Origin of the sequence: Stenotrophomonas sp. LM091 (assembly GCF_001806305.1) — a bacterium.
Taxonomy (GTDB): Bacteria; Pseudomonadota; Gammaproteobacteria; order Xanthomonadales; family Xanthomonadaceae; genus Stenotrophomonas; species Stenotrophomonas bentonitica_A.
In genome coordinates, this window is record NZ_CP017483.1 from 2,424,064 (window position 1) to 2,450,750 (window position 26,687).

The window sequence follows — 26,687 nt, forward strand, 5'->3', positions numbered from 1 at the left end:
GATCACGCGGCGTTGGCGTCTGCCGTTTCCTCGCGCAGTTCACGCGCGGCGGCCACCAGCGCTTCCAGCGCCGCGCGGGTTTCCGGCCAGCCACGGGTCTTCAGGCCGCAGTCCGGGTTGACCCAGATCTGCTCCGGGCGCAGCACTTCGGCGGCCTTGCGCAGCAGGGCCAGCATCTCGGCCTTGTCCGGTACGCGCGGGGAATGGATGTCATACACGCCCGGGCCGATCTCGTTGGGATACTGGAAGCGCACGAAGGCATCGAGCAGTTCCATGCGCGAGCGCGAGGTCTCGATCGAGATCACGTCCGCATCCATGGCGGCCACCGAGTGGATGATGTCGTTGAACTCGGAGTAGCACATGTGGGTGTGGATCTGGGTCGCATCGCGCACGCCGCTGGCACTGATCCGGAACGCTTCCACCGCCCAGTCCAGGTAGTCGCGCCACTGCGCACGACGCAGCGGCAGGCCTTCGCGGATCGCCGGCTCGTCGATCTGGATCACGCCGATGCCGGCGGCCTCCAGGTCGGTCACTTCATCGCGCAGGGCCAGCGCGATCTGCCGGCAGGTGTCCGCACGGGACTGGTCATCGCGCACGAACGACCACTGCAGCACCGTCACCGGGCCGGTCAGCATGCCCTTCATCGGCCGCTGGGTGAGCGACTGCGCGTACTGCGACCAGCGCACGGTCATCGGCTGCGGGCGCGTCACATCGCCGAAGATCACCGGCGGCTTCACGCAGCGCGAGCCGTAGCTCTGCACCCAACCATTCTTGGTGAAGGCGAAGCCATCGAGCTGCTCGCCGAAGTACTCGACCATGTCGTTGCGCTCGAACTCGCCGTGCACCAGCACGTCCAGCCCGATCTGCTCCTGCACGCGCACGCAGTGTTCGGTCTGGGTGGCCAGGAACGCATCGTAATCCGCATCGGACAGCTTGCCGGACTTGTTGCGGGCACGCGCCTCACGTACTTCCAGTGTCTGCGGGAACGAGCCGATGGTGGTGGTCGGGAAGCGCGGCAGCTTCAGCGCCGCGGCCTGGGCCAGGTGGCGCTGCGGATAGCGGCTGTGGCGCTGCGCATCGGCCGGGGTCAGCGCGGCCAGGCGGGCGGCGACGGCCGGGTTGTGCACGCGTGGCGAACGACGGCGCGATTCGATGCACTCGCGCGAATGGGCGAGCGGCGCTTCGGCACGCGCCGGTGCATCGATCGCATCGGCCAGCACGCGCAGCTCGCCGAGCTTCTGCCTGGAGAACGCCAGCCAGCTGCGCAGTTCGTCGTCCAGCTTCTTTTCGTGGTCCAGATCGACCGGGGTGTGCAGCAGCGAACACGATGGCGCCAGCCACAGCGCATCGCTGCCTACATGGCCGTGGGCGTATCGCGCCAGCACCAGCGCGTTGTCCAGGTGGGTGCGCCAGATGTTGCGGCCGTTGACCAGGCCGGCCGAGAGCACGCGGCCGGCCGGCAGCGCCTTGATCACCGCATCGAGCTGTTCCGGTGCGCGCACCAGGTCCACATGCAGGCCATCGACCGGCAACGCCGCGGCCAGCGCGAGGTTGTCCTCCAACGCACCAAAGTAGGTCGCCACCAGCACCTTGGGGCGCGCGGCCTGCGCCAGTACCGCATAGGCATGTTCGAACGCGGCGCGCGTGGCCTCGTCCAGGTCCTGCACCAGCAGTGGCTCATCCAGCTGCACCCACGCCGCGCCGGCCGCCTTGAGTTCGCCGAGCAGCTGCACGTACACCGGCAGCAGCGCATCGAGCAGATCCAGCGCGTTGCTGCCATCGGTGGTCTTGGACAACCGCAGGAAGGTGACCGGCCCGATCAGCACCGGCCGGGTTTCGATCCCCAGCGCCTTGGCCTGGCGGTATTCGGCCAGCGGCTTGTCGCCGCGCACCGTGAAGGCCTGGCCGGCCTGCAGTTCCGGCACCAGGTAGTGGTAGTTGGTGTCGAACCACTTGGTCATTTCCAGCGCATGCAGGTCGATGCCATCGCGCTGCAGGCCACGCGCCATCGCGAAGTAGCCGCTCAGCGGTTCGGCATCGGCGAGCGCGCGATAACGGGACGGGATCGCATCGAACAGGAAGGCGGCATCGAGCACCTGGTCATACAGGCTGAAATCGTTGCTCGGTGGCACATCCACGCCGGCCTCGCGCTGCAGCTGCCAGTGGCGCTCGCGCAGCTCGGCCGCGGTGTCCTGCAGCGACGCGGCGCTGCTCTCGCCGGACCAGAAGGCTTCCAGCGCGCGCTTGAGTTCGCGCTTGGCACCGATGCGCGGGAAACCCAGGTTGGTAACAGTGGTCATTGGAACGTGTCCTCATTGCGTAGGGGCATTGAGGAACGAAGGAACCGCGCGCCGTCCGGGGCCTTGCAGCCCGTTCCGCCCCGCCAGCGACCTTCGCCCCCGCGGGCGAACCGGATGCCGTGAAGCGGACGCACGGGGGCAGCGCCATGCAGACGGCAGGGCGGCAGGCCCCGGCAACCTCCCCGCGGACGTTCCAGGTCGAATCAGGGGACGGTCGTGTCCCCCGGCCGGGGCCGGTATTCGGGCTGATGGACACGGGCGCGGGCGCCCACCTACTCCCTGCCGCTTCCCAGGCCCAGGGGCCCAGTGCTGTTGACAGGTGTCGTTTCCATTCACCGCTGCGGGGCAGCTCCGGAATGGGCGCGCAAGGCGCCTTCACCGGATTCCCGTTTAAATCCATCCCTTCATCTGCATGAAGAGATGGATACCTTCGGCGAGCACAAGGTAGGCCGAAGCGGAGCGATGGTCAAGTCGTCTGCGCGATCCGCCCACTGCATCCAAACCACCGCTGCCTGCGTATCTCCCTGCAAGCCCGCCCGTTTGGACCCCCATGCGCCAGCCCTTGCCCTGCCTGATCCTGCTGCTGTCGGTGAGCGCCGCCCCCGTAAGTGCCGCCGATCAGACCGTGCAGCGCCAGGAAGGCCGCGCGTACGCCACTGCCGATGGCCGCCTGCTGTATCGCGAGACCCATTGGCTGCAGGGGCCGGCGAGCGCACAGTCGCGCCTGGTGCTGTACCGCTGCAGTGACGGGCGCCCCTTCGCGCGCAAGTGGATGACCCCGCAGGGCAGCCCGCAGACGCCGGATTTCACCCTGGACGATGGTCGCGACGGATATCAGGAAGGCGTGCGCGGCCGTGCCGCCGACCGCCAGGTATCGGTCCGCGCCAGCGCCCAGGCACCCACCTTCAGCCGCGCCATCACCCTTCCTGCGGGGGCGGTAGTGGATGCCGGTTTCGATGCGGCGGTGCGCAGCCATTGGGCCGCGCTGCAGGCCGGGCAGAGCGTGGCCTTCCAGTTCCTGCTGCCCAGTCGGCAGCGCCTGGTGCCGTTGAAACTCCAGCGCACCGGCGCGGTGAGCTGGCAGGGCGAGCCGGCCGAGCAGCTGCAGATGAAGCTCGACGCCTGGTTCGGCTTCGCGGTGCCGGCGGTCACGCTGGTCTACGCCACCGCCGACCAGCGCCTGCTGCAGTTCACCGGCACCGGCAACGTCCGTGACGAGAAGGGCAGGTACCCGCAGGTGCGGGTCGAGTTTCCGGCGGCACCGGTTGCCACGCCTGCGGCCGAGTTGTCCGCCGCGCGGACGCAGCCGCTGGTGCAGACATGCGGTGCCTGATCGCCCCCTTGCAGACGGCGCCGGGAGCAACGAGGATGCCGATACGCCCGTTATCGACATTGAGCCTGCAATGCCCGAGCTGGACGCCGCCGCCGCATCACACCGCCTGGATGAACTGCTTGCCCGGGTCGCCGGCGGGGATCGCCAGGCGTTCGAATCGGTCTATCAGCTGGCCTCTGGCCGCCTGTTCGCCATCTGCCTGCATGTGCTGCGCGACCGCGGGGATGCCGAAGAGGTCCTGCAGGAGGTCTTCACCGCGGTCTGGAACAAGGCGGCGCAGTTCGACCGCGCCAAGGCGGCGGCCATGACCTGGCTGTCGATGCTGGCCCGCAACCGCGCGATCGACCGCCTGCGGGCCGCGCCGCCGCGCGCGCTGGATGATCTGTCCGTCGCCGAGGAACTCCCAGATGTCGCGCCGCAGCCGGCCCAGGTGGCCGAGCAGGCGTCCGACCACGAGCGCCTGCAACACTGCCTGGATACGCTGGAGCCGCGCCGTCGCTCGCTGATCCGGCTGGCCTTCCTGGAAGGCGCCAGCTATGAAGAACTGGCGCGCCGCATCGGCTCGCCGCTGGGCTCGGTGAAAAGCTGGATCCGCCGCGGGCTGGGCCAACTTCGCGTGTGCCTGGAACGATGAACGTCCGCGACCTCCCTGATCTGCATGGCGACGAGCCGCCGAGCGCCGACATCCTGGCCGGCGAGTACGTGCTTGGGGTGCTCGATGCCGCCCAGCGCGCCGGCGCCGAACGGCGCATCGCCAGCGATCCCGGCTTTGCACGGTTGGTGACGCAGTGGGAGAACCGCCTCGCGCCCCTGCTCGCATCGCTCGGCAGTGAACCGGTGCCTGCGCATCTGTGGCCACGCATCCGCACCTCGCTGGGCTGGCCTGCCGCATCGGCCGGCTCCCCGCGCCTTTGGCAGCGCACCGGGTTCTGGCAGGGCATGACCGCGTTGGCGGCCGCGCTTGCACTGGTGGCAGTGTTCAGCCGCCGTGACCTGGCGCCGACCGCACCGGTGTCCACGCCGGTCGCGGTCACACCCACCACGCCGCCGACGCCGACCGAGCCGGAGCAGGCCACCAGGCCGGTCACGCCGCTGCTGCACGACGATGGCACCCCGGGCTGGCTGGCCTCGGTCGACAAAACCCAGGGCAAGGTGCTGATGGTGCCGGTGCCGGCCGCGGCCGATGCCGCCGGACGCGCGCCGGAGCTGTGGCTGATCCCGGCCGGAGGCGCACCGCGCTCGCTCGGTCTGGTCTCCATCGATCGCGCGCACACGGTTGCCGTTCCGGACGCGCTGCGTGATGCGCTTGTGAACGGCTCGGTGCTGGCGATCACGCTCGAGCCGGCCACCGGTGCGCCACAGGGCATTCCGACCGGCCCCATCATCGCCAAGGGCGACATCGCGAACCTGTAATCGCGCACGTCCGGAATTATTTTCCGGATCCGTGCATCCAAACGCCGCCGGCTCCCGTATCTCCTGATAACGCCTCAGGAGAAGCGATTCATGTCGGTCAGCCCCACCCCCGACGCAGGACGCACCGCACAGCGACGCCGCTGGGCCACGCTGTGGCGCTGGTTCGATACCAGCGCCGATGCAGCCGCCGCGGTGGACCAGCCGCAGCGCGTGGACTGGGTGCGGGCGATCCCCTTCGCGGCGATGCACCTGGCCTGTCTGGCGGTGATCTGGGTAGGTGTCTCCTGGGTCGCGGTGGGCGTGGCGCTGGCCCTCTACGCGGTCCGGATGTTCGCGATCACCGCGTTCTACCATCGCTACTTCTCGCACCGCACGTTCCGCACGTCGCGCACCGTGCAGTTCATCTTCGCGCTGATCGGCGCCTCCAGCGTGCAGCGTGGGCCGCTGTGGTGGGCCGCGCATCATCGCAACCATCACCGTCACACCGATACCGCCGCTGATCCGCACTCGCCCTCGGTGCATGGGTTCTGGTGGAGCCACATGGGCTGGTTCCTCACCGTGGAAGGCTTCCGCACCGACTGGTCGCGCATTCCCGACCTGGCCAAGTACCCCGAACTGCGCTGGCTGGACCGCTTCGACACGCTGGTGCCGATCGCACTGGCCGCAGCCCTGTTCGGCCTGGGCGCCCTGCTCGAGCGCATCGCGCCGTCCTGGGGCACCAGCGGCGGGCAGATGCTGGTGTGGGGCTTCTTCATGTCCACCGTGGTGCTCTTCCATGCCACGGTGACGATCAACTCGCTGGCGCACCGCTTCGGCCGCCAGCGCTTCAACACCGGTGATGACAGCCGCAACAACCTGTGGCTCGCGCTGCTGACGTTCGGCGAAGGCTGGCACAACAATCACCATTTCTTCCCGGGCACCGCGCGCCAGGGCTTCTACTGGTGGGAAGTGGATGTCACCTGGTATGGCCTGCGGGCGATGGCTGCGCTGGGCCTGGTGCGCGATCTCAAACCCGTGCCGGCCTGGGTGCTGGCCAAGGCGGAGCACTGACATGCGTATCGCCGTGATCGGATCGGGCATCGCCGGCCTCTCCAGTGCGTGGTGGCTGAGCCAGCAGCACGAAGTGACGCTGTTCGAGGCCAACGACTACCTGGGGGGCCACACCCACACGCATGAGGTGGAGGTCGACGGCCGCACGCACGCGGTGGACACCGGCTTCATCGTGTTCAATCCCGCGCACTATCCGCTGCTCACCGGGCTCTTCAAGGAACTCGGCGTTGCCTCGCAGCCGACCACCATGAGTTTCTCGGTGCACAGCGAGCGCACTGGGCTGGAGTACAACGCCACCTCGCTGGATACGCTGTTCTGCCAGCGCCGCAATCTGGTTTCGCCGCGTTTCTGGGGGATGCTGCGCGATCTGCGCCGGTTCTACCGCGAAGCACCGGCGCTGCTCGAGCGTGACGATGACGGCCCCTCGCTGGGCGAATTCCTGGCCAAGGGCCGCTACGGCCGCACCTTCATCGACGAACACCTGCTGCCGATGGCCTCGGCGCTGTGGTCCTCGCCCACGGCCAGTCTGGCCGCCTTCCCGGCACGCTACCTGGTGCAGTTCATGGCCAACCACCAGATGCTGCAGATGACCGGGCGCGCGCCGTGGCGGGTGGTGCAGGGTGGTTCGGCACGGTACATCGATGCGCTGCGCAGCCGCTGGCAGGTCCGCGAGCGGCTGGAGTGTCCCGTGTTCGGGGTGGAGCGCCACGAGCATGGCGTGCGCGTGCACAGCGCTGCCGGGCTGGAAGGCTTCGACCAGCTGGTGCTGGCCTGCCACAGCGACCAGGCCCTGGCCTTGCTGTCCGATGCCGATCTCACCGAGCGCGCGGTACTGGGTGCGATCCGCTACCAGCCCAACGAGGTGGTGCTGCATACCGATGCAAGTCTGCTGCCGCGTGACCGCAAGGCTTGGGCGGCCTGGAATGCGCATGTGCCGCGCGATCCGCTGGCGCCGTGCACGGTCAGCTACTGCATGAACCTGCTGCAGGGCATCGATACGCCCACGCCGCTGGTGGTCACGCTCAACCGCAGCAACGCGATCGATCCCGCCACCGTGCTGCGCCGCCTGCAGTACGCGCACCCGGTGCACGACCACGCGATGGTGCGTGCACAGCAGCGTTGGGCCGAGATCCAGGGCCATCGCCGCACCTGGTTCGCTGGCGCCTACTGGGGCTGGGGTTTCCACGAGGATGGCATCCGTAGCGCCCGCCGTGTGGTCGATGCGCTGCAGGCGCTGGATGCCGAGTCCTACTGGCCGCTGGCCGAGGCACTGCCGGCATGAGCGCCAGTGCGATCTATCGCGGCTGGATGCGCCATCGGCGGCACACGCCGCACCCGCACGCGTTCGGCTACCCGATTGCGCAGCTGCTGCTGGATCTGGACGAACTGCCGCGTCTGTTCGAGGGTCGCTGGCTATGGTCGGTGGGCCGCCGCAACGTGGTGGAGTTCCGCCGCAGTGATTATCTCGGCGCACCCGGGCAACCGCTGGCCGAGGCCGTGCGCGAACGCATCACCCAGGCCCTGGGCCGCGCGCCGCAGGGCCCGATCCGCCTGCTGACGCATCCGCGGTATGCCGGCCACGTGTTCAATCCGGTGAGCTTCTATTACTGCTACGCCGCCGACGGCACGACGCTGGACAGCATCGTGGCGGAGATCACCAACACGCCCTGGAAGGAGCGCCACGCCTACGTGCTGCCGGTGGCGCAGGCCGATGCCCAGGGCCGCGCGCTGTGCTGGTCGTTCGACAAGCAGTTCCACGTCTCGCCCTTCATGCAGATGGACTGCGAGTACCGCTGGCGCTTCACCGCGCCGGGCGATGACCTGCACGTGCACATGCAGGTGTGGCGCGAGGGCGTGTGCCAGTTCGATGCCGATCTGGTGATGCGGCGCCATCCGTTCACCGGTCGTGGCCTGGCGGGCGTTCTGCTGCGTTACCCGCTGATGACCCTCAAGGTGGTGGCCGCGATCCACTGGCAGGCGCTGCGCCTGTGGCTCAAGCGCAACCCCGTCCATGACCACCCTTCTCTTGCCGGAAAATCCCCATGAACGACATGACCCGTGCGGTGGCCCTGCCGCAGCCGTCCGCCCTTGAAGGGTTCCTGCGTGGGCGCCTGTTGGCTCAGCTCGCCCCGCTGCGTGGCGGCCATCTGCGCCTGCGCGATGCGCTCGGTGATGTAGTGATCGGTGATCCACAGGCCACGCCACAGGTGACGGTCTGGGTGGATGACCCGGCCTTCTATCGCGCAGTGGCCGCGCAGGGCAGTGTGGGCGCAGGCGAGGCGTACATCCGTGGCGACTGGCGCTGCGATGATCTGGTCGCGCTGGTGCGGCTGCTGGTACGCAACCGGGATCTGCTCGATGGCATGGAGGGCGGGCCGGCGCGTGTCGGTGGCTGGTTGCTGAAGGGCTGGAACCGGCTGCGCCGCAATACGCGCGAAGGCAGCCGCCGCAACATCGCGGCGCACTACGATCTGGGCAATCCGTTTTTCTCGCTGTTCCTGTCTCCGGACCTGATGTACTCCTCGGCGCTGTATGCGAGCCCGGACGACACGCTGGAGGCGGCCTCCGAGCGCAAACTCGCGCGCATCTGTGAGCAGCTGCAGCTCACCGCCACCGATCGCGTGGTCGAGATCGGCACCGGCTGGGGCGGCTTTGCGCTGTACGCGGCGCGGCACATCGGTTGCCACGTCACCACCACCACCATCTCGGTCGAGCAGTACACGCTGGCCCGGCAGCGGGTGGAGGCGGCCGGCCTGCAGGACAAGGTGACCCTGCTGCTCAAGGACTACCGCGATATGGAGGGCCAGTACGACAAGCTGGTCTCCATCGAGATGATCGAGGCGATCGGCGCGCAGTACCTGGACACCTACTTCGCCACGCTCACCCGGTTGCTCAAGGACGATGGCCTGGCGCTGCTGCAGGCCATCACCATCGAAGACCAGCGCTACGAGCAGGCCCGGCGCAGCGTCGACTACATCAAGCGCTTCGTGTTTCCCGGCAGTTTCATTCCGTCGATCAACGCGATCGTCGCCGCCAAGACCCGCAGCAGCGACCTGCAGTTGATCGGCCAGCATGATTTCGGCCCGTCCTATGCGCTGACCCTGCGTGCCTGGCGCCAGCGCTTCCTGGCCCAGTTGCCCGCGGTACGCGCACAGGGCTTCGATGCATCCTTCATCCGCCTGTGGGAGTTCTATCTGGCCTACTGCGAGGGGGCTTCCTGGAGCGCTCCATCGGCGTCTCGCACTTGCTGATGGCGCGTCCGGGCTACCGGCCCGCGCTGATTGCCGGGGAAGGCTGAAGTGACACGATTCTGGGCCAACGTGATCGGCAACCAGCTGGTGTGGCTGTGCGCCGTGATCGGTGCCGGCCACGGTCTGCGCTGGCCGGCGTTGGTGGCGGCTGCTGCCTACGTGGGCAGCCAGCTGGCGTTGTCGGCGCAGCCGTCGGTGGAGCTCAGGCTCATGCTGGTGGCGATCGGGTGCGGCCTGCTCGTGGATGGGCTGGCGGGTGCGTCCGGGTGGGTGACCTACGCGGCTGCCAATGAGCGCGCGTGGATCGCACCGGTCTGGATTCTGGCCCTGTGGGCCGCCTTCGCGATAACGCTGACGGTGTCGTTCGCGGTGCTGCAGCGGCATCTCATTGCCGCCGCGCTGGTCGGCCTGCTGCTGGCGCCGCTGGCGTATCTGTCCGCTGCGCGCGGTTGGTCCTCGGTGGTGTTCGCCACACCGCAGTGGCACGGCGTGCTGCTGCTCGGCCTCGGCTGGGCGGTCGCGCTGCCGCTGCTGGCCGCCTGCGCCCGCCATTGGCAGGGCCGCACGGCCCCCTTGAACACACTCACTCCTGGAGAGACACGATGAAGATGCTGTGGGTGGTGTGGCTGTATGCCGCCGTGATCATGACCTGGGGCTGGTGGTGGCAACGCCGGCATCAGAACATCGGCGTGGTCGATGTGCTCTGGGCCAAGGGCGTCGGCGCGTCGGCCCTGTTGCTGGCCCTGCTCGGCGATGGTGCGGCGATGCCACGGATCGCACTGGCGGTACTGGGTGGCCTGTGGGGATCACGCCTGGCGCTGCACCTGTGGCACCGGGTGCGCAGCGAACCCGAGGATGGCCGCTACCAGCACCTGCGCAGGCACTGGAACGGCCACCAGGGAAAGATCTTCGGCTTCTTCCAGTTCCAGGCCCTGCTGATCGTGCTGTTCGCGCTGCCGTTCGTGGCCGTGTCGGTCAATCCGCAACCGCAGGGCTGGGGCTGGCTGATCGCGGCAATGGCGATGTGGCTGCTGAGCGTGAGCGGTGAATCCATCGCCGACCGCCAGCTGGCGCGCTTCCGCGCGGATCCGGCGAACAAGGGCAAGACCTGTCGTGACGGTCTTTGGCGCTACTCGCGGCACCCCAACTATTTCTTCGAGTGGCTGCACTGGTTCACTTACGTGCTGCTGGCCGTGCAGTCGCCGCTGTGGTGGCTGGCGTGGTCGGGCCCGTTGGTGATGTACGTGTTCCTGCGCTGGGTCAGCGGCATTCCCTTCACCGAGGCGCAGGCGCTGCGCTCGCGCGGTGAGGATTACCGCGAGTACCAGCGCACCACGCCGATGCTGTTCCCGTGGTTCCCCTCCCGTTCGTCGCATGCCCGCAAGGAGTCTTCACCGTGAATGTCGCCAGTGACCAACTGCCCCTGCCGGACTACGCACCGGGCCTGACCGGCCTGGCCGAACGTGGGCTGGTGCCCGATGCGCTGTTGCGGCTGGGCATCCGCCGCCAGTGCGAGCAACGCCTGCGTGAAGAGCTTGCCGGTGGCCAGCAGGTCCAGTCGCAGCGCTTTGCCGCGCGTATTGCCGGGCTTGCCAGCAGCGCGGTGGCGCTGCACGTGGATGCGGCCAATCGCCAGCACTACGAAGTGCCGGCCGCGTTCTTCCATCGCTGCCTGGGCAAGCGCCTGAAGTACAGCAGCTGCTATTACGCCACGGGCAGCGAAACGCTGGACGAGGCCGAAGAGGCGATGCTCGCGTTGTACGGTGAGCGCGCGCAGCTGGCCGATGGACAGCACATCCTGGAACTGGGCTGCGGCTGGGGGTCGCTGACGCTGTGGATGGCCGAGCGCTACCCGAACGCGCAGATCACCGCTGTCTCCAACTCCAACAGCCAGCGCGAGTACATCCTGGGCCAGTGTCGCGCGCGTGGCCTGATCAACGTCACCGTGCTGACCCGTGACGTGAACCATCTGATGCTGGATGCGGAGACCTTCGACCGCTGTGTCTCCATCGAGATGTTCGAGCACATGCGCAACTACCCGCAGCTGCTGCAGCGCATCCACCGCTGGCTGCGCCCCGAGGGCAAGCTGTTCGTGCATATCTTCGTGCACCGCACGCTGATGTACCCGTTCGAAACCGAGGGCGATGACAACTGGATGGGCCGCCATTTCTTCACTGGTGGCCTGATGCCGGCGGCCGATACGCTGCTGTTCTTCCAGCAGCACCTGCAGCTGCAGCAGCGCTGGCTGCTCGATGGCACCCATTACGAGCGCACCGCCAATCACTGGCTGGCCAACCAGGATCGCGAGAAAGAGGCGGTGATGGCCGTGCTGCGCCAGACCTACGGCGATGCTTCGGCCGCACTGTGGCACCAGCGCTGGCGCATGTTCTGGATGGCCTGCGCGGAACTGTTCGGCTATCAGCAGGGCCAGCAGTGGCAGGTGGCCCATTACCTGTTCAACCGTCCGTGATCACCCCACGTTCCTGGAGGAAGCCGTCATGTCGATCCGCGCTCTCATTCCCCTGCTGGCTGTCGGCATGATGCTCGGCGGCTGCAGTGGCAACACCCGTCCGATCCCGCCGGTGGCGCACGTGGACGTGCCGCGCTTCATGGGCGACTGGTATGTGATCGCCCATATCCCCAGCCCGCCCGAGCGCGAGGCGTTCGACGCAGTGGAATCCTACGCACTGCGTCCGGATGGCCGCATCCAGACCACCTTCCGCTATCGCAAGGGCAGCTTCCAGGCGCCGGTCAAGACCATGCACCCGGTCGGGACGGTCAAGGACGGCACCGGCGGCGCGGTCTGGGGCATGCAGTTCATCTGGCCGATCCAGGCCGAGTACGTGATCGTCTACCTGGACGCGGAGTACCAGCAGACCATCGTCGGACGCAGCAAGCGCGACTACATGTGGCTGATGGCCCGCACCCCGACCATCTCCGACGCGGACTACCAGGCGGCGATGACCCGGGTCGCCGCGCTGGGCTATGACCTCTCCCAGGTGCGGCGCGTGCCGCAGTCCGGCAAGGCCGAATAGGCCGTTCCGTGCCGCGCTTCTCAGGCCCTGAGAAGCGCACGGGCGATACTGTCGCCATCGACCTCTTTGGCCCCTGCATTGTTGCGGGGGCAGGCGGGGAGGGTGTGCGGATCGGCCGCGCACGGGCGGACAGAGGACGGCAACGTGGCGGACAAGTACTGCGATCTGGTCATGAAGGGCGGCATCACCAGCGGCATCGTGTATCCCAACGCGGTGCTGTCGCTGGCCCGCGAGTACCGCTTCAAGAGCATCGGCGGCACCTCGGCCGGCGCCATTGCCGCTGCCGTGGCCGCTGCAGCGGCGCTGGGTGACCGGCGACGCCAGGCCGGTGATCCGGTGGCCGCGGCGGTAGGCTTTCCGGGGCTGGCCGGGGTATCGGCGCAGCTGTCCCGGCAGGGCTTCATCCACAGCCTGTTCCAGCCGGCGTATGGCGCGCGTACCGCGTACCGCCTGCTGGTGATGCTGACCGGCAAGGCTGGCCTGCTGCGCAAGATTGCCTGCCTGCTCGCCGCAGTATTCGCGATCGCACCGCTGGAACTGCTGGTCTCACTGGCGGGCCTGCTCGGGATCGGTTACCTCGCCGGGGGCATCGACGGCATCTGGGCGACGCTGCTGCCGTCGTTGCTGTGTGCCTACGGCGCTGGCGTGCTGGCCTCGGCACTGCGCGTGGCGCGCGTGGCACGGCGTAACCTGCTTGGCCTGTGCAATGGCAGCACCCAGCCGAACGCTTCCGCACCGGCGCTGACGGATTGGCTGCACACCCAGCTGCAGGCATTGGCCGGCAAGCCGGACGAACAGCCATTGACCTTCGGCGACCTGCATGCCGCACCACGTTATCCCGGCGAGCCCAGTGGCGCGCACGCGATCACGCTGCAGATGATCACCACCTGCGTCTCCCACACCGAACCGCGCACGCTGCCGTTCAATGCGGCGCACTTCTGGTTCCTGCGCGAGGAGTTCGCGCAGTTGTTCCCGGCCAGCGTAGTCGACTGGCTGGTCGCGCGCGCCGGCACTCCCGAACACGTCGAGGGGCGCGACTACTACCGCCTGGTCGATGGCGAGGACCTGCCGGTGCTGGTGGCCACGCGCATGAGCCTGAGCTTCCCACTGCTCATCAGCGCAGTGCCGCTGCACGAGCCGGCCCGGCGCGAGCGTCGCTGCGAGCCGGTCGCCGATGCCGAGCCCCGACGCGACAACACCAACGTCGCCGACAGCATGGAAGGGCTCACCAGTGGTGGCCAGAGCTGTGGTGCGGTGATCGCCGCGTTCCGTGTGTGCTGGTTCTCCGATGGCGGGATCAGCAGCAACTTTCCGATCCACCTGTTCGACGCCGCGCTGCCGCGCTGGCCGACCTTCGGCATCAATCTGGTGTATCCGCGTCACGCCGAGGCGATCAGCGTGCTGGTTCACGGCGATGCGCATGCGCGGGCGGAGCAGGCGGTTTTCCTGCCGACCGAGAACCGCCATGGCTGGCAGCGCACCTACCATTCCATCGCGCAGCCGCTGGCCGCCGCGGAGATGTCCGGCTTTCTGTTCTCGATCGTCTCGACCATGCAGAACTGGCGCGATGTGCTGCAGGCCCGCGCGCCGGGCTACCGTGACCGCATCGTGCATGTGGCGCTGGAGGGCGACGAAGGCGGCATGAACCTGGACATGCCACAGGCCGTGCTCAGCCGCATCGCCGACAAGGGCAGCATTGCCGGCGAGCGCTTCTGCGATTTCTCCTTCGCCAACCATTACTGGATCCGCTGGCGCAACCTGGCCTCGGCCTACCAGCGCTACACGCTGGATGTGGCGCGCACCGATGACCCCGCGCAGCGGGTGGCAGCGTACTCGGATGCATACCAGAGCGTTGCCACGGGAACGCCGGTGCCGCCGTCCTACCGCTTGAGCTCGGAAGACAAGCGCCGCGAATCGCAGCAGCTGTGGCGGCACATGGTCGAGCAGGGCCAGATCTGGGAAGACCTGGGGCCGGACCTCACCGACGGTGCGCCCCGGCCGCTGCCGCAGATGAAAGTGACGCCGATCTATTGAGCCGGACATGGACCGCGTCGTGATCGCAAATGCCGGCAATTGGTCGGCTGCCCATGACACGTCACATGACCGGTAGAGCCGACCGTTGGTCGGCTGCTCTTCCCGACGGGTCAGCCATTCTGGGCACCGAGGCAAGTCGACCAACGGTCGACGCTACCCACGTCCCGGCAGCTGTGGGAACGCGCGCTGCATGCAGTCTTCGCGCGGGCAGACCCGGCAGCCCGGGCCGATCGAGACCGAGTTGCCCGGGCTCTGGATATCCAGACCGCGTGTGTAGATCAACCGCTCGGCATGCTGCAGGTCGCAGCCCAGTGCCACCGCGAAGGTCTTGCGTGGCTGGCCGTGCCCGATCGGGCCGCTGCTCACCTGCCGCGCCAGCCAGAAGTGGCGGCGCCCATCCGGCATGCGCGCGGTCTGGGTCAGCACGCGGCCTGGCTGGTTGAAGGCTTCGTACACGATCCACAGCGGGCACGAGCCGCCCACCTGTGAGAAGTGGAAGTCGGTGGCCGAGTGCCGCTTGGAGACATTGCCGGCGCGGTCCACGCGGATGAAGAAGAACGGCAGGCCGGGCGCGCTGCGCCGGGCCAGCGTGCTCAAGCGATGGCAGACCGCCTCGAAGCCGACGCCGAAGCGATGGGCAAGCGCATCGATGTCATACGCGCTGTGCTCGGCGGCACGCAGGAACTGCGCGTACGGCATCACCAGCGCGCCGGCGAAGTAGTTGGACATGCCGATCCGCGCCTGGGCGATCTGCTCCGCTTCGCCGAAGCCCGCGCGTGCGATCACCGCATCGATCTGCGCGGCGTAGCCAAGCAGGGCGAGTTCGGCGGCCATCTGGAACGCCTGCTGGCCCGGTTCAAGGTAATCGGGCAGCCACAGGGTGCGGCTGCCGCCATCGTAGACGCGCTTCTCGCGGCCAGCCTGCAGCGGCCCCACTTCCACCAGCACGCCATGGCGGTCGGCCAGCAACTGGCGCAGGCGCGGCGCGACATGTCCGGCCACCAGCCCCCATTCGCTGAACAGCTGCTCGGCCAGGTCGTCCAGCTCGGGGATGTGGTTGTGCATGCGGTTGAAGAAGTCACGCACCTGGTCGCCCGCGGGCAGCGCCTGCCCGGCATGCACATCGCCCAGCTGGAACTCCAGCGCGGCGGCATGCTCGCGCAGCATCAGGTGGCGGCGGTGCAGGTCGAGCAGGGCGCGGCTGATCTGCGGCAGGTTGCCGGCCATGGCGCGCAGCTCGGTGCTGCTGACATCGGCCAGGCCCAGATCGCGCAGGGTCTCGCCCAGCGATTCCTGCAGCGCGCCGGGGTCATCGACCTCGAACAGTTCACTGACGTCACCCAGCACCTCGCGCAGCTTGCCCTGCACCGCCGGGGTCAACGGCCGCTTGTTGCGCTCGATCTGGTTCAGGTAGCTGGCCGACAGCCCCAGGGCCTTGGCCAGCGCCAGCTGGCTGTAGCCGCGCTGCTCGCGCAGTTTGAGCAGGCGCAGGCCGAGCTGGCGTTGGACAGGCTGGCTATTCACAGAATTCACAAGAATCGTAGCGGGCATTGGCCAGATTAAGCGCATACAGCCCGGAAATCGAGGGTGGCACTGTGAATAATGCCAACAACTTTCGACCCGCCGGGATTGTCCATGACTGTTGCAGCGCCCCGTATCCGCATGTTGATCGATGGCCAGTTCATCGAATCGGCCAGCTCGCATTGGCAGAACGTGGTCAATCCGGCCACCCAGGACGTCCTGGCCCAGGTCCCGTTTGCCACCCCCGGCGAAGTCGACGCCGCCGTCGCCTCGGCCAAGGAAGCGTTCAAGACCTGGCGCAAGACCCCGATCGGCACCCGTGCGCGCATCTTCCTGAAGTACCAGCAGCTGATCCGCGAGAACATGAGCGAGCTGGCCCACATCCTCAGCGCCGAGCAGGGCAAGACCGTGCCGGATGCCGAAGGTGATGTGTTCCGCGGCCTGGAAGTGGTCGAGCACGCCGCCGCGATCGGCAACCTGCAGCTGGGCGAGCTGGCCAACAACGTGGCCAACGGCGTGGACACCTACACCCTGCTGCAGCCGCTGGGTGTCTGCGCGGGCATCACCCCGTTCAACTTCCCGGCGATGATTCCGCTGTGGATGTTCCCGATGGCGATCGCCACCGGCAATACCTTCATCCTCAAGCCGTCCGAACAGGACCCGATGGTCACCATGCGCCTGGTTGAACTGGCGCTGGAAGCCGGCATCCCCAAGGGCGTGCTGAATGTCGTGCACGGTGGCGAAGACGTGGTCAACGCGATCTGCGATCACCCGGACATCAAGGCCGTTTCCTTCGTCGGTTCCACCCGCGTCGGCACCCACGTGTACAACCGCGCCTCACTGGCCGGCAAACGCGTGCAGTGCATGATGGGCGCCAAGAACCACGCCGTGGTGCTGCCGGACGCCAACAAGGAACAGAGCCTCAACGCGATGGTCGGTGCCGCCTTCGGTGCGGCCGGGCAGCGCTGCATGGCCGCCTCCACCCTGGTGCTGGTCGGCGAAGCACGCGAGTGGGTGCCGGACCTGGTGGCCAAGGCCAAGACGCTGAAGGTCAGCGGTGGCAGCGTGGCCGGTACCGATGTCGGCCCGGTGATCTCCTGTGCCGCGCGTGAGCGTGTCGAAGGCCTGATCGCCTCGGGCGTGGAGCAGGGCGCCAAGCTGGTGCTCGACGGCCGCAACCCGCAGGTCGATGGTTTCGAGAAGGGCAACTTCGTCGGCCCGACCATCTTCGCCGGCGTCAAGCCGGGCATGCGCGTGTACGACGAGGAAATCTTCGGGCCGGTGCTGGTGATCCTGGAAGCGGACACGCTGGAAGACGCCATCGCACTGATCAACGCCAACCCGAACGGCAACGGCACCGCGCTGTTCACCCAGTCCGGTGCGGCCGCCCGCAAGTTCCAGGAAGACATCGACGTCGGCCAGGTCGGCATCAACGTGCCGATCCCGGTGCCGGTGCCGCTGTTCTCGTTCACCGGCTCGCGCGCTTCCAAGCTCGGCGACCTGGGCCCGTACGGCAAGCAGGTGGTGATGTTCTACACCCAGACCAAGACGATCACCTCGCGCTGGTTCGATGACGAGACGCTGGGTCATGGCGTCAACACCACCATCAGCCTGAAGTAAGCAACCGCAACAACGGAGTTCGACCATGAGCCACTCGATGACGACGGAACTCGACGAAGCGCAGCAGGCCTATAGAGAGGCAGCGCGTGACTTCGCCCAGGCCGAACTGGCGCCGCACGCCGCGCGATGGGATGCGGAGGGCATCTTTCCGCGCGAGGCGATCGCCAAGGCAGGGGAACTCGGGTTCTGTGGGTTGTACATGGACCCCGAGGTCGGCGGCAGCGGCTTGAGCCGTCTGGACGCCGCCGTCGTCATCGAGGAGCTCGCCAATGTGGACCCGTCCACGGCGGCCTATGTCAGTATCCACAACATGGCCTCGTGGATGGTGGCCAAATGGGGCCAGGAGAGCCTGCGTGCCGAATGGGGCGCAGACCTGTCGTCCGGCATCAAGCTGGCCTCGTACTGCCTGACCGAGCCGGGTGCCGGCTCGGACGCGGCCTCGCTGAAGACCAGCGCGGTGCGTGATGGCGACCACTACGTGCTCAACGGTTCCAAGGCCTTCATCTCCGGCGCCGGTGCCACCGAGCTGCTGGTGGTGATGGCGCGCACCGGCGGCGCCGGGGCCGGTGGCATCAGCGCGATCGCGGTGCCGGCCGATCTGCCCGGCATCAGCTATGGCCGCAAGGAAGAGAAGATGGGCTGGAACAGCCAGCCGACCCGTGGCATCACCTTCGAGAACGTGCGCGTGCCGGTCAGCCATCTGCTCGGCGAGGAAGGCAGTGGCTTCAAGCTCGCCATGAAGGGCCTGGACGGCGGCCGCATCAACATCGCCGCGTGCTCGCTGGGTGCGGCGCAGGGCGCCGTGGATGCCGCCCGCCGCTACATGGGCGAGCGCCGCCAGTTCGGCAAGGCGCTGTCCGAGTTCCAGGCGCTGCAGTTCAAGCTGGCCGACATGGCCACCCAGCTGGTCGCCGCACGGCAGATGGTGCACACCGCCGCGCGCAAGCTCGACGCCGGCGCCAGCGATGCCAATGTGTGGTGCGCGATGGCCAAGCGCTTCGCCACCGATGCCGGTTTCAACATCTGCAACGACGCGCTGCAGATCCACGGCGGCTACGGCTATATCCGTGAATACCCGATCGAACGGCTGCTGCGCGATTCGCGCGTGCACCAGATCCTGGAGGGCACCAACGAGATCATGCGTGTGATCGTGGCCCGCCACCTGCTCAACACTGAAGAGGAACTGCGATGATAGAGTGGCGCCAGCATGATCACGTCGGCCTGAAGGTCGAGGCCGATGGCCACGTCGCGGTCATCACCCTCGATAACCCGCCCGCGCATACCTGGACCGTACACAGCCTCTCGGCGCTGCGCGATCTGGTCGGCGCGCTCAATGCGGACCGCGATATCTACGCGCTGGTGATCACCGGTGACGGCGAGAAGTTCTTCTCGGCCGGTGCCGACCTCAAGCAGTTCGCCTCCGGCGACAAGGCCGCCGCACGCGAAGCCGCACGTCGCTTCGGCGAAGCCTTTGAAGCGCTGTCCGGTTTCCGTGGTGTCTCCATCGCGGCGATCAACGGCTACGCGATGGGCGGCGGTCTGGAATGCGCGCTGGCCTGCGACCTGCGCATCATCGAAGAACACGCCCAGGTGGCCCTGCCGGAGGCCACCGTCGGCCTGCTGCCGTGCGCCGGCGGCACCCAGAACCTGCCGCGCCTGGTGGGCGAAGGCTGGGCCAAGCGCATGATCTTGCTGGGCGAGCGCATCGATGCGGACACCGCACTGCGTATCGGCCTGGTCGAAGAAAAGGTCGCCAAGGGCGAAGCCAAGGCACTGGCGCTGGCGTGGGCGCACAAGGCGGGCAAGCAGAGCCCGACCAGCATCGCCGCGTGCAAGACGCTGGTGCAGGCCACCCGCACCGGCACCCACGCCTCGGCGCTGGTGGCCGAGCGCGAGGCCTTCGTTGATCTGTTCGACAGCGCCGACCAGGCCGAAGGCGTGAACGCCTTCCTGGAAAAGCGCGCCGCGCAGTGGAAGAACGCATGAGCACCGCCGTCGTCAACGACGAGGCGCCGGTGCTGTTCGAAGAGCGCGCCGCCGCCAACGGCACGCGCATCGGCATCGCCACGCTCAATGCCCCGCGCACGCTCAACGGGTTCTCGCTGCCGATGGCGCACCTGCTGCGCGAGCGGCTGGAGGCCTGGGCCGTTGATGACGGCATCGCGCTGGTCGTGCTGCAGGGCGCCGGCGAAAAAGCCTTCTGCGCCGGCGGCGATCTGCACAGCCTGTACCGCAGCATGGTCGAGTACCGCTACAGCGGGAAGACCGATATCCGCGACAACGCGTACGCGGCCGAATTCTTCGACGTCGAGTACCGCGTCGACTACGCCATCCACACCTATCCCAAGCCGATCCTGTGCTGGGGCCATGGCATCGTCATGGGCGGCGGCATCGGGCTGATGTCCGGCGCCAGCCACCGCGTAGTCAGCGAGCGCTCCAGGCTGGCGTTCCCGGAGATCACCGTGGGCCTGTTCCCGGACGTGGGCGGCAGCTGGCTGCTGCCGCGCGTACCCGGCCACGGCGGGCGGTTCCTGGCCCTGACCGGTGCGCCGCTCAACGCCGGCGATGCGATCTATGCCGGCCTGGCCGATATCCACATCGCCGAGGCACAGCGCGAGACTGTGTTCAACGCGCTGGCGGACGTGCACTGGAGCCGCGAGGCCAAGCGCAACCATGAGCAACTGACCGCGCTGCTGCAGCAGCATGCCAGCGACGCTGCCACCGGCCCGCTGCTGCGCAATGCCACCACCGTGGACGCGCTGTGCGCCGGTGACGACGTTGGTGCGATCGTCGAGGCGATTCTTGCGCTGGAAACGGACGATGCCTGGCTGAGCACTGCGAAAGCCACACTTGCCGCCGGTGCGCCCGGCTCGGCGCGGCTCGCGTTCGAGCTGCAGCGCCTGGCCGAGGGTGCCTCGCTGGCCGAGGTCTACCGCATCGAATACATCGCAGCACTGCATGCGGCCGCCCATGGCGACTTCGCCGAAGGCATCCGCGCACTGCTGATCGACAAGGACCGCACCCCGCAGTGGCAGCCGCGCACGCTGGCTGAGGCCACGGCCGAGTGGGCCCGCACCTTCTTCGTTTCGCCGTGGTCCGATGCCGCGCATCCGCTGGCCGACCTCGGTGCCACCGTCCCTGAAAGGAGCCACGCATGAGCCGTATTGCATTCATCGGGTTGGGCAACATGGGTGGCCCGATGGCCGCCAACCTGGCCAAGGCCGGCCACGCGGTGCGGGTGTTCGACCTGGTGCCCGCCGCCGTGCAGGCCGCCGTCGATGCCGGCGCCACCGCCGCCAGCTCGGCACTGGATACGCTGACCGGGGCCGAGATCGTCATCTCGATGCTGCCGGCCAGCCGCCACGTGGAAGGCGTCTACCTGGGTGACGACGGCCTGCTGGCCGACATCCCCGGCGGCGCGCTGGTCATCGACTGCAGCACCATCGCGCCGGCCACCGCCCGCAAGGTCGCCGAAGCGGCCGCGGCGCGTGGCCTGCAGATGCTGGACGCCCCGGTCTCCGGCGGCACTGCCGGTGCCCAGGCCGGCACCCTGACCTTCATCGTCGGTGGTGAAGCCGAGGCCCTGGAGCGCGCGCGCCCGCTGCTGCAGGCGATGGGCAAGAACATCTTCCATGTCGGCGCCAGCGGTGCCGGCCAGGTCGCCAAGCTGTGCAACAACATGGCGCTGGGCGTGATCATGGCGGTGACCGGTGAGTCGATCGCGCTGGGCGTCGCGCACGGGCTGGACCCGAAGGTGCTCTCGCAGATGATGGCGGTCAGTACGGGCCGCAGCTGGGCGACCGAAGTGTGCAACCCGTGGCCCGGCGTGCTCGAAAACGCCCCGGCTTCGCGCGGCTACAGCGGCGGCTTCGGCAGCGACCTGATGCTCAAGGACATGGGCCTGGCGGTGGAAGCGGCGATGAGCGTCGGCGCCTCGATCCCGCTGGGCGAGCTGGCGCGCAACCTGTATTCGATGAATCACCAGGCCGGTCGCGGCAAGCTGGATTTCTCCAGCGTGGTGCAGCTGATCACGCACGACAAGTAGCGGGTAGTGCCGGCCGCTGGCCGGCAACGTCACTATCGACACTATCGACACTATCGACACCGGCGACATCCGGCTTCACCGGTACGCAACGACCGTTGGTCTTTGCAACAGAACAAGATGCATCCCATGGGTACGCCCACGGGATCCACCGCGGTGGGATGGGCGGTTGCCAGACGATCAAGTCAGGCAGCCGCCCATTTTTTTTCAGACCACCGTCAGCGTCACGTCGATGTTGCCGCGGGTCGCGTTGGAGTACGGGCACACGATGTGGGCCTTCTGCACCAGTTCTTCGACCTGCTCGCGCGGCAGGCCCGGAACCGAGATCTCCAGCGCCACTTCGATGCCGAAGCCGGTCGGGATCTGGCCGATGCCGACCTTGCCGGTGATCGCGGTCTCGGCCGGCAGGGCAACCTTGGCCTGGCCGGCCACATACTTCAGCGCGCCCAGGAAGCAGGCCGAGTAACCGGCGGCGAACAGCTGTTCCGGGTTGGTGCCCGGGCCGCCCGCACCGCCCAGCTCGCGCGGGGTGGAGAGCTGGATGTCCAGCACGTTGTCGGAAGAGACGGCGCGGCCGTCGCGGCCGCCGTTGGCAGTGGCCTGGGCGGTGTACAGAACGTTGGCAATGGACATGGGAATCTCCTGCGGAGTGAAAGGGGTGGGCCAGATGGCAGGTGTACTTTGCGCGCCTGAGCCGTACTTATGGCAACATTTCGTCCAGAAAACTTGATCTGGAGTCCGCCATGGTCGACCGACTGCAATCCCTGCTGGACCGTTTCGCGGTCTCTGCCGAAGTCTTCCACGCCGGCGCGCTGTGCGGCATCAACGATCTGCCGGGCGATGGCGAGCGTGGCCAGCTGCATCTGATCCGCGAGGGCGATGTGCGCGTCGAGCACCCGGACGGCAGCACGCTGCAGATCACCACGCCCAGCGTACTGCTGTACCCGCGCCCGCTCGCGCACCGCTTCGTCACCGATGCCACCCGGGGGGCCGACTTTGCCTGCGCCAACCTGCAGTTCGAAGGCGGCGCCAACAACCCGGTGGCCGCAGCATTGCCGCCGATCGTCTGTCTGCCGCTGGAGGGCCTGTACGGCGGCCAGCCGGTGCTGTCGCTGTTGTTCGAAGAAGCCTTCGCGCAGCGCTGTGGCCGCCAGGCGCTGCTGGATCGCCTGTTTGAAGTGGTGGTGATCCAGATCCTGCGCGCGCTGATGGAGAGTGGCCAGATTCGCGTCGGCCTGCTGGCCGGCATGGCCCATCCGCGCCTGCGCCACGCGCTGGTGGCCATGCATGAAGCACCCGCCGATGAGTGGACGCTGGAGTCGCTCGCGCAGCGCGCCGGCATGTCACGCAGCGCCTTCGCCGACAGCTTCCGCGACACCATCGGCAGCACGCCCGGACACTATCTACAGGGCTGGCGCACTCGTCTGGTACAGCAGGCGCTACGCCGCGGCCATCCGCTCAAGCGCATCGCCATTGACGTTGGTTACGGTAGCGAAGCGGCGTTGTCGCGCGCGTTCAAGGCGCAGACCGGGCAGTCGCCACGGCAGTGGAAGTAGGGCAGTGTGGCCACCGAGCGATAACGCGACGCACGCCGGTCCCGCTCAGATCGCCCACTCCCGATCCGTGGTGAACATGATGGTCAGCCAGCGGTCCGGCGACTCCTCACCCAGCGCCTCGCCGATCTCGTCGCGCAGCCGGTCCCACTCGATCAGCGCCCGCGGCGGATCATCAGCGCGCACCACGAAGAACAGTTCGATCTGCTCACCGCGCCCGACCTTGGCCACGTAGCTGCGGTACTCCAGGAAACCGTGCCGGGCCACGATATCGCGCGCAACCTCATCGACATGCGTCTGCAGATCCAGCGGCGTGATCAGCAGAATGTCCGACAGTGCCTGCCGCACCGTGCCCATCGGCGCCACCACCACGAACAGGCAGACCACCAGCAGGATCGCCGGATCGATGTACGGCACCAGCCACGCCCACGGCGTGCCGCCCAGCACATAGCCGCCGACGAAGGCGACCAGATACGCCGCCGACATGCTGGCTGCGACGACCCAGTTCTTCGCATCCAGGGCAATGAAGTCCGAGCCGATCGACCGGTTCGCCCGGCGCACGAACAGCGCCAGGCCGGTTTCGGCCACGATCGAAATCACCGCGAACAGGATCGCCGGCCCCAGCGCGATCTCACGCCCGCCGGACATCAGGGCATCCACCGCATTGACCGCCGCGTACAGCGCCGCGCCGATCATCAACGTGCCGCTGACCCCGAGCACGATCGGCTCCAGGTGCCAGAAGCCCATGGTGAAGCGCTGGTTCAAGCGCGACTGCAGGGTATCGACGTGGGTCGACAGGCTGATCAGGCGCACCACCAGCAGCGACAACCAGGTCATCACCACGTCGATCAGCCCGTAGATGCCATCGAAGATGATCAGCGAGGAGTTGGCCAACAGGCCGAACGCCACGGCCGCGGCGGCCATCGCCAGGGAGGCGGCGATCGACAGGCGCAGGACGCCTTGCTCGGTGGTGGGGTCGAAACTGGGCAGACGGAGTGCGGGCATGGATGCCTGGGAGGGACGTGCAGGGCTGCATTGTCTACCGCCGTCGTTGCAGGCGGGTACTCCGCGCGCGATCCGGCCGCCGGCTGCACTCTCGGGCAGCGTTCATGGGAAGGGGGTAAACTATTGATTGCGCTGGCATTGCCAGTGAATCCAGACAGCCCCGCGCCCCATGACCCAGCCGATCACAGACGCCGCCGCGCGTTACGCCGCCTCCCTGCGCCTGTCCGTCGCCCCGATGATGGACTGGACGGACCGCCATTGCCGGTACTTCCATCGGTTGCTGGCACCGGGCGCACGGCTGTACACCGAGATGGTGCACGCCAACGCCGTGATCCACGGCGACCGCGAGCGCCTGCTCGGCTTCGACGGCAGCGAGCATCCGCTGGCCCTGCAGCTGGGCGGCAGCGATCCGGCCCTGCTGGCCCAGGCTGCGCGTATCGCGCAGGAATGGGGCTACGACGAGGTCAACCTCAACTGCGGCTGCCCGTCCGACCGCGTGCAGGCCGGCCGCTTCGGTGCCTGCCTGATGCGCGAACCGGCGCTGGTCGCCGAGTGCGTGGGCGCGATGGTTGCCGCGGTGGACATTCCGGTCACGGTGAAATGCCGCTTGGGCGTGGATGACGACAACGACTACGAAAACTTCGTCAACTTCGTCGATCAGTCGGCCAACGCCGGGAGTGCGATGTTCGTGGTACATGCCCGCAACGCGTGGCTGAAGGGCCTGTCGCCCAAGGAAAACCGCGAAGTGCCGCCGCTGCGGTACGACTGGGCGCACCGCCTCAAGACCGACCGCCCGCAGCTGCAGATCGTCCTCAACGGCGGCTTGGCCACGGTCGAGGCAGCGCAGGCCCAGCTGCCGGCCCTGGACGGGGTGATGCTGGGCCGTGCGGCCTACCACGATCCCTACGTGCTGCATCAGCTCGAGGCCGCCCAGACCGGCGCCGCGCTGCAACCTCGCGAAGCCCTGCTGCGCGCGATGCAGCCCTACATCGAGGCCCGGCTGGCCAGCGGGCTGGCGCTCAAGCACATCACCCGCCACCTGCTGGGCCTGTTCCATGGGCAGCCCGGTGGGCGCGCCTTCCGCCAGATCCTGAGCGAGGGCTCGCACCGGGTCGGGGCCGACTGGAGCCTGATCGAGCAGGCGCTGGCAGTGACCCGGGCGCAGGCCGAACGCGTCGCCGCGTGAGCCGCGTCACCTTGTCGGCTTGACAAGCATCCCGCTTTGACCGCCAATGTTCACTTATATGAACGGCGCGGGGAGGCAGCTGGAAAAGTTCAGATCGGATTCACTGGCTAAAACCAAGAATTCGCTAAAGATTCGTAAAGCGCCGGCCCAGGCTGGCGGTTGCCGATTCACAACTTTTGAACGTTTAGCCGCGCTCCGCTAGGATCAGACCGATGTTCTCCGTGACCCGCCACCGCCGCATTGCCGCCTTCGCCCTGTTGGCGACGGGCGCCGCTGCCTCCAGCAGTGCGTGGGCACAGATGCCACCGCCGGAAGCGGCCCGTGCCGAAATGATGCGCACGGCCGAACGTGGTGGCCCGCAGGAGCGCTCGCTGTCCGACGCGGTGCGTCGGGTGCAACGTACTACCGGTGGACACATCCTCGGCGCCGAGCGCGTGCCCTTCGATGGGCGCGATATCAACCGGGTGAAGTACATGGATGATCGCGGTCGCGTCCGCTATATGGACGATCCGGCGACATCGCGTTCACAGCCCCGCACGCCGCGCTCGGATATGTCATCACTACGCGGCGATAACCCCTGAACAGGGATAGTTGTCCGCAGTCATCTGCATTACCCACTGGCCCCATGGGGCCATACCCAGGACACTAGGGAGAGTTCATGCGTATCCTTCTGGTCGAAGACGAAGCCCCGCTGCGGGAAACACTGGCAGCCCGGCTCAAGCGCGAAGGCTTTGCCGTCGATGCTGCGCAGGACGGTGAGGAAGGTCTGTACATGGGCCGCGAAGTACCGTTCGACGTCGGCATCATCGATCTGGGCCTGCCCAAGATGTCGGGCATGGAACTGATCAAGGCGCTGCGCGACGAGGGCAAGAAGTTCCCCGTGCTCATCCTGACCGCGCGCTCAAGCTGGCAGGACAAGGTCGAGGGCCTCAAGCAGGGCGCCGACGATTACCTGGTCAAGCCGTTCCACGTGGAAGAGCTGCTGGCCCGCGTCAATGCGCTGCTGCGTCGCGCTGCCGGCTGGAGCAAGCCGACGCTGGAATGCGGCCCGGTCGCGCTGGATCTTGCCGCGCAGACGGTCAGCGTCAACGGCAGCAATGTGGACCTCACCAGCTACGAGTACAAAGTGCTCGAGTACCTGATGATGCATGCCGGTGAACTGGTCTCCAAGGCCGACCTCACCGAACACATCTACCAGCAGGATTTCGACCGCGACTCGAACGTGCTGGAGGTCTTCATCGGCCGCCTGCGCAAGAAGCTCGATGCCGACGGCGAACTCAAGCCGATCGAAACCGTGCGTGGCCGCGGTTACCGCTTCGCCATTCCGCGCAACGAAGGCTGAGC

Annotated in this window: 24 protein-coding genes, 1 pseudogene and 1 riboswitch; of the genes and pseudogenes, 21 read left to right on the forward strand and 4 right to left on the reverse strand. The window is 67.6% G+C overall.

Annotated features, from left to right (window positions below):
* Nucleotides 1–2 precede the first annotated feature (2 nt).
* Nucleotides 3–2,300 carry a 5-methyltetrahydropteroyltriglutamate--homocysteine S-methyltransferase gene (gene metE, locus BIZ42_RS10515; RefSeq protein ID WP_070426405.1) on the reverse strand — a complete coding sequence of 766 codons (2,298 nt, stop codon included), beginning with the start codon at nt 2,298–2,300 and terminating at the stop codon, nt 3–5.
* 213 nt (nt 2,301–2,513) lie between these two features.
* Nucleotides 2,514–2,747, reverse strand: a riboswitch (cobalamin riboswitch).
* Between the two features lie 103 nt (nt 2,748–2,850).
* Here metE and BIZ42_RS10520 point away from each other — a divergent pair.
* The 12 genes and pseudogenes from BIZ42_RS10520 (at nt 2,851) to BIZ42_RS10575 (ending at nt 14,416) form a co-directional block, all read left to right on the forward strand.
* The gene (locus BIZ42_RS10520) at nt 2,851–3,633 is read left to right on the forward strand and encodes a hypothetical protein (protein WP_083279837.1); all 783 of its coding nucleotides are present in this window, start codon (nt 2,851–2,853) and stop codon (nt 3,631–3,633) included.
* Between the two features lie 70 nt (nt 3,634–3,703).
* The gene (locus tag BIZ42_RS10525) at nt 3,704–4,267 is read left to right on the forward strand and encodes a sigma-70 family RNA polymerase sigma factor (protein ID WP_070426406.1); all 564 of its coding nucleotides are present in this window, start codon (nt 3,704–3,706) and stop codon (nt 4,265–4,267) included.
* On the forward strand, nt 4,264–5,046 hold the full coding sequence (locus tag BIZ42_RS10530; protein WP_070426407.1) for an anti-sigma factor: 783 nt from the start codon (nt 4,264–4,266) through the stop codon (nt 5,044–5,046). The genes BIZ42_RS10525 and BIZ42_RS10530 overlap by 4 nt, the downstream gene beginning before the upstream one ends.
* A gap of 90 nt (nt 5,047–5,136) precedes the next feature.
* Nucleotides 5,137–6,096 (forward strand): acyl-CoA desaturase, encoded by a 960-nt coding sequence (locus tag BIZ42_RS10535; RefSeq protein ID WP_070426408.1) that lies wholly within the window; start codon nt 5,137–5,139, stop codon nt 6,094–6,096.
* A 1-nt stretch (nt 6,097) separates the two neighbouring features.
* Nucleotides 6,098–7,378, forward strand: coding sequence for an FAD-dependent oxidoreductase (locus tag BIZ42_RS10540; protein ID WP_070426409.1), 1,281 nt, complete (start codon nt 6,098–6,100; stop codon nt 7,376–7,378).
* Nucleotides 7,375–8,142, forward strand: coding sequence for a DUF1365 domain-containing protein (locus tag BIZ42_RS10545; protein WP_070426410.1), 768 nt, complete (start codon nt 7,375–7,377; stop codon nt 8,140–8,142). The genes BIZ42_RS10540 and BIZ42_RS10545 overlap by 4 nt, the downstream gene beginning before the upstream one ends.
* A pseudogene (locus tag BIZ42_RS10550) lies at nt 8,139–9,394 on the forward strand (cyclopropane-fatty-acyl-phospholipid synthase family protein). The gene BIZ42_RS10545 and the pseudogene BIZ42_RS10550 overlap by 4 nt, the downstream one beginning before the upstream one ends.
* 1 nt (nt 9,395) lies before the next feature.
* On the forward strand, nt 9,396–9,953 hold the full coding sequence (locus BIZ42_RS10555) for a DUF2878 domain-containing protein (protein WP_070426411.1): 558 nt from the start codon (nt 9,396–9,398) through the stop codon (nt 9,951–9,953).
* A complete protein-coding gene (locus BIZ42_RS10560) occupies nt 9,950–10,747 on the forward strand; it encodes a DUF1295 domain-containing protein (RefSeq protein WP_070426412.1) in 798 nt (265 codons plus the stop codon). Before BIZ42_RS10555 ends, BIZ42_RS10560 begins: the two co-directional genes overlap by 4 nt.
* The gene (locus BIZ42_RS10565) at nt 10,744–11,817 is read left to right on the forward strand and encodes a class I SAM-dependent methyltransferase (protein WP_046272309.1); all 1,074 of its coding nucleotides are present in this window, start codon (nt 10,744–10,746) and stop codon (nt 11,815–11,817) included. Before BIZ42_RS10560 ends, BIZ42_RS10565 begins: the two co-directional genes overlap by 4 nt.
* A 28-nt stretch (nt 11,818–11,845) precedes the next feature.
* Nucleotides 11,846–12,382: a lipocalin family protein gene (locus BIZ42_RS10570; protein ID WP_070426413.1), complete on the forward strand. Its 537-nt coding sequence runs from the start codon at nt 11,846–11,848 to the stop codon at nt 12,380–12,382.
* A gap of 144 nt (nt 12,383–12,526) precedes the next feature.
* Nucleotides 12,527–14,416, forward strand: coding sequence for a patatin-like phospholipase family protein (locus BIZ42_RS10575; RefSeq protein WP_083279838.1), 1,890 nt, complete (start codon nt 12,527–12,529; stop codon nt 14,414–14,416).
* A 153-nt stretch (nt 14,417–14,569) separates the two neighbouring features.
* Here BIZ42_RS10575 and BIZ42_RS10580 read toward each other — a convergent pair whose 3' ends face one another.
* On the reverse strand, nt 14,570–15,940 hold the full coding sequence (locus tag BIZ42_RS10580; protein ID WP_019185503.1) for a short-chain fatty acyl-CoA regulator family protein: 1,371 nt from the start codon (nt 15,938–15,940) through the stop codon (nt 14,570–14,572).
* A gap of 111 nt (nt 15,941–16,051) precedes the next feature.
* Between BIZ42_RS10580 and BIZ42_RS10585 the strand changes: the two genes are divergently transcribed.
* From BIZ42_RS10585 to mmsB, 5 genes are read left to right on the forward strand one after another with little or no spacing between them, the layout of a single operon-like run.
* Nucleotides 16,052–17,557, forward strand: a complete 1,506-nt coding sequence (locus BIZ42_RS10585; RefSeq protein ID WP_046272312.1) for a CoA-acylating methylmalonate-semialdehyde dehydrogenase — start codon at nt 16,052–16,054, stop codon at nt 17,555–17,557.
* A 25-nt stretch (nt 17,558–17,582) separates the two neighbouring features.
* Nucleotides 17,583–18,749, forward strand: coding sequence for an acyl-CoA dehydrogenase family protein (locus tag BIZ42_RS10590; protein WP_019185505.1), 1,167 nt, complete (start codon nt 17,583–17,585; stop codon nt 18,747–18,749).
* On the forward strand, nt 18,746–19,543 hold the full coding sequence (locus BIZ42_RS10595; RefSeq protein ID WP_070426414.1) for an enoyl-CoA hydratase: 798 nt from the start codon (nt 18,746–18,748) through the stop codon (nt 19,541–19,543). Before BIZ42_RS10590 ends, BIZ42_RS10595 begins: the two co-directional genes overlap by 4 nt.
* Nucleotides 19,540–20,715, forward strand: coding sequence for an enoyl-CoA hydratase/isomerase family protein (locus BIZ42_RS10600; RefSeq protein ID WP_070426415.1), 1,176 nt, complete (start codon nt 19,540–19,542; stop codon nt 20,713–20,715). Before BIZ42_RS10595 ends, BIZ42_RS10600 begins: the two co-directional genes overlap by 4 nt.
* Complete coding sequence (gene mmsB, locus BIZ42_RS10605; protein ID WP_046272315.1) at nt 20,712–21,602, forward strand: 3-hydroxyisobutyrate dehydrogenase; 891 nt, start codon at nt 20,712–20,714, stop codon at nt 21,600–21,602. The genes BIZ42_RS10600 and mmsB overlap by 4 nt, the downstream gene beginning before the upstream one ends.
* Before the next feature lie 204 nt (nt 21,603–21,806).
* On the opposite strand, the gene BIZ42_RS10610 is transcribed toward mmsB, so the two are convergent.
* A complete protein-coding gene (locus tag BIZ42_RS10610) occupies nt 21,807–22,232 on the reverse strand; it encodes an organic hydroperoxide resistance protein (protein ID WP_070426416.1) in 426 nt (141 codons plus the stop codon).
* Between the two features lie 110 nt (nt 22,233–22,342).
* Between BIZ42_RS10610 and BIZ42_RS10615 the strand changes: the two genes are divergently transcribed.
* Nucleotides 22,343–23,155 carry an AraC family transcriptional regulator gene (locus BIZ42_RS10615; RefSeq protein ID WP_070426417.1) on the forward strand — a complete coding sequence of 271 codons (813 nt, stop codon included), beginning with the start codon at nt 22,343–22,345 and terminating at the stop codon, nt 23,153–23,155.
* 45 nt (nt 23,156–23,200) lie between these two features.
* Here BIZ42_RS10615 and BIZ42_RS10620 read toward each other — a convergent pair whose 3' ends face one another.
* A complete protein-coding gene (locus BIZ42_RS10620; protein ID WP_070426418.1) occupies nt 23,201–24,157 on the reverse strand; it encodes a cation transporter in 957 nt (318 codons plus the stop codon).
* 169 nt (nt 24,158–24,326) lie between these two features.
* Between BIZ42_RS10620 and dusA the strand changes: the two genes are divergently transcribed.
* The 3 genes from dusA to BIZ42_RS10635 all read left to right on the forward strand — a co-directional run bounded on the left by dusA (nt 24,327) and on the right by BIZ42_RS10635 (nt 26,685).
* Complete coding sequence (gene dusA / locus BIZ42_RS10625; RefSeq protein ID WP_070426419.1) at nt 24,327–25,343, forward strand: tRNA dihydrouridine(20/20a) synthase DusA; 1,017 nt, start codon at nt 24,327–24,329, stop codon at nt 25,341–25,343.
* 212 nt (nt 25,344–25,555) lie between these two features.
* Entirely contained in the window at nt 25,556–25,924 is a 369-nt protein-coding gene (locus tag BIZ42_RS10630) for a hypothetical protein (protein WP_046272358.1), read from the forward strand.
* Nucleotides 25,925–26,001: 77 nt separating this feature from the next.
* Complete coding sequence (locus BIZ42_RS10635; protein ID WP_019185514.1) at nt 26,002–26,685, forward strand: response regulator transcription factor; 684 nt, start codon at nt 26,002–26,004, stop codon at nt 26,683–26,685.
* Nucleotides 26,686–26,687: the final 2 nt, after the last annotated feature.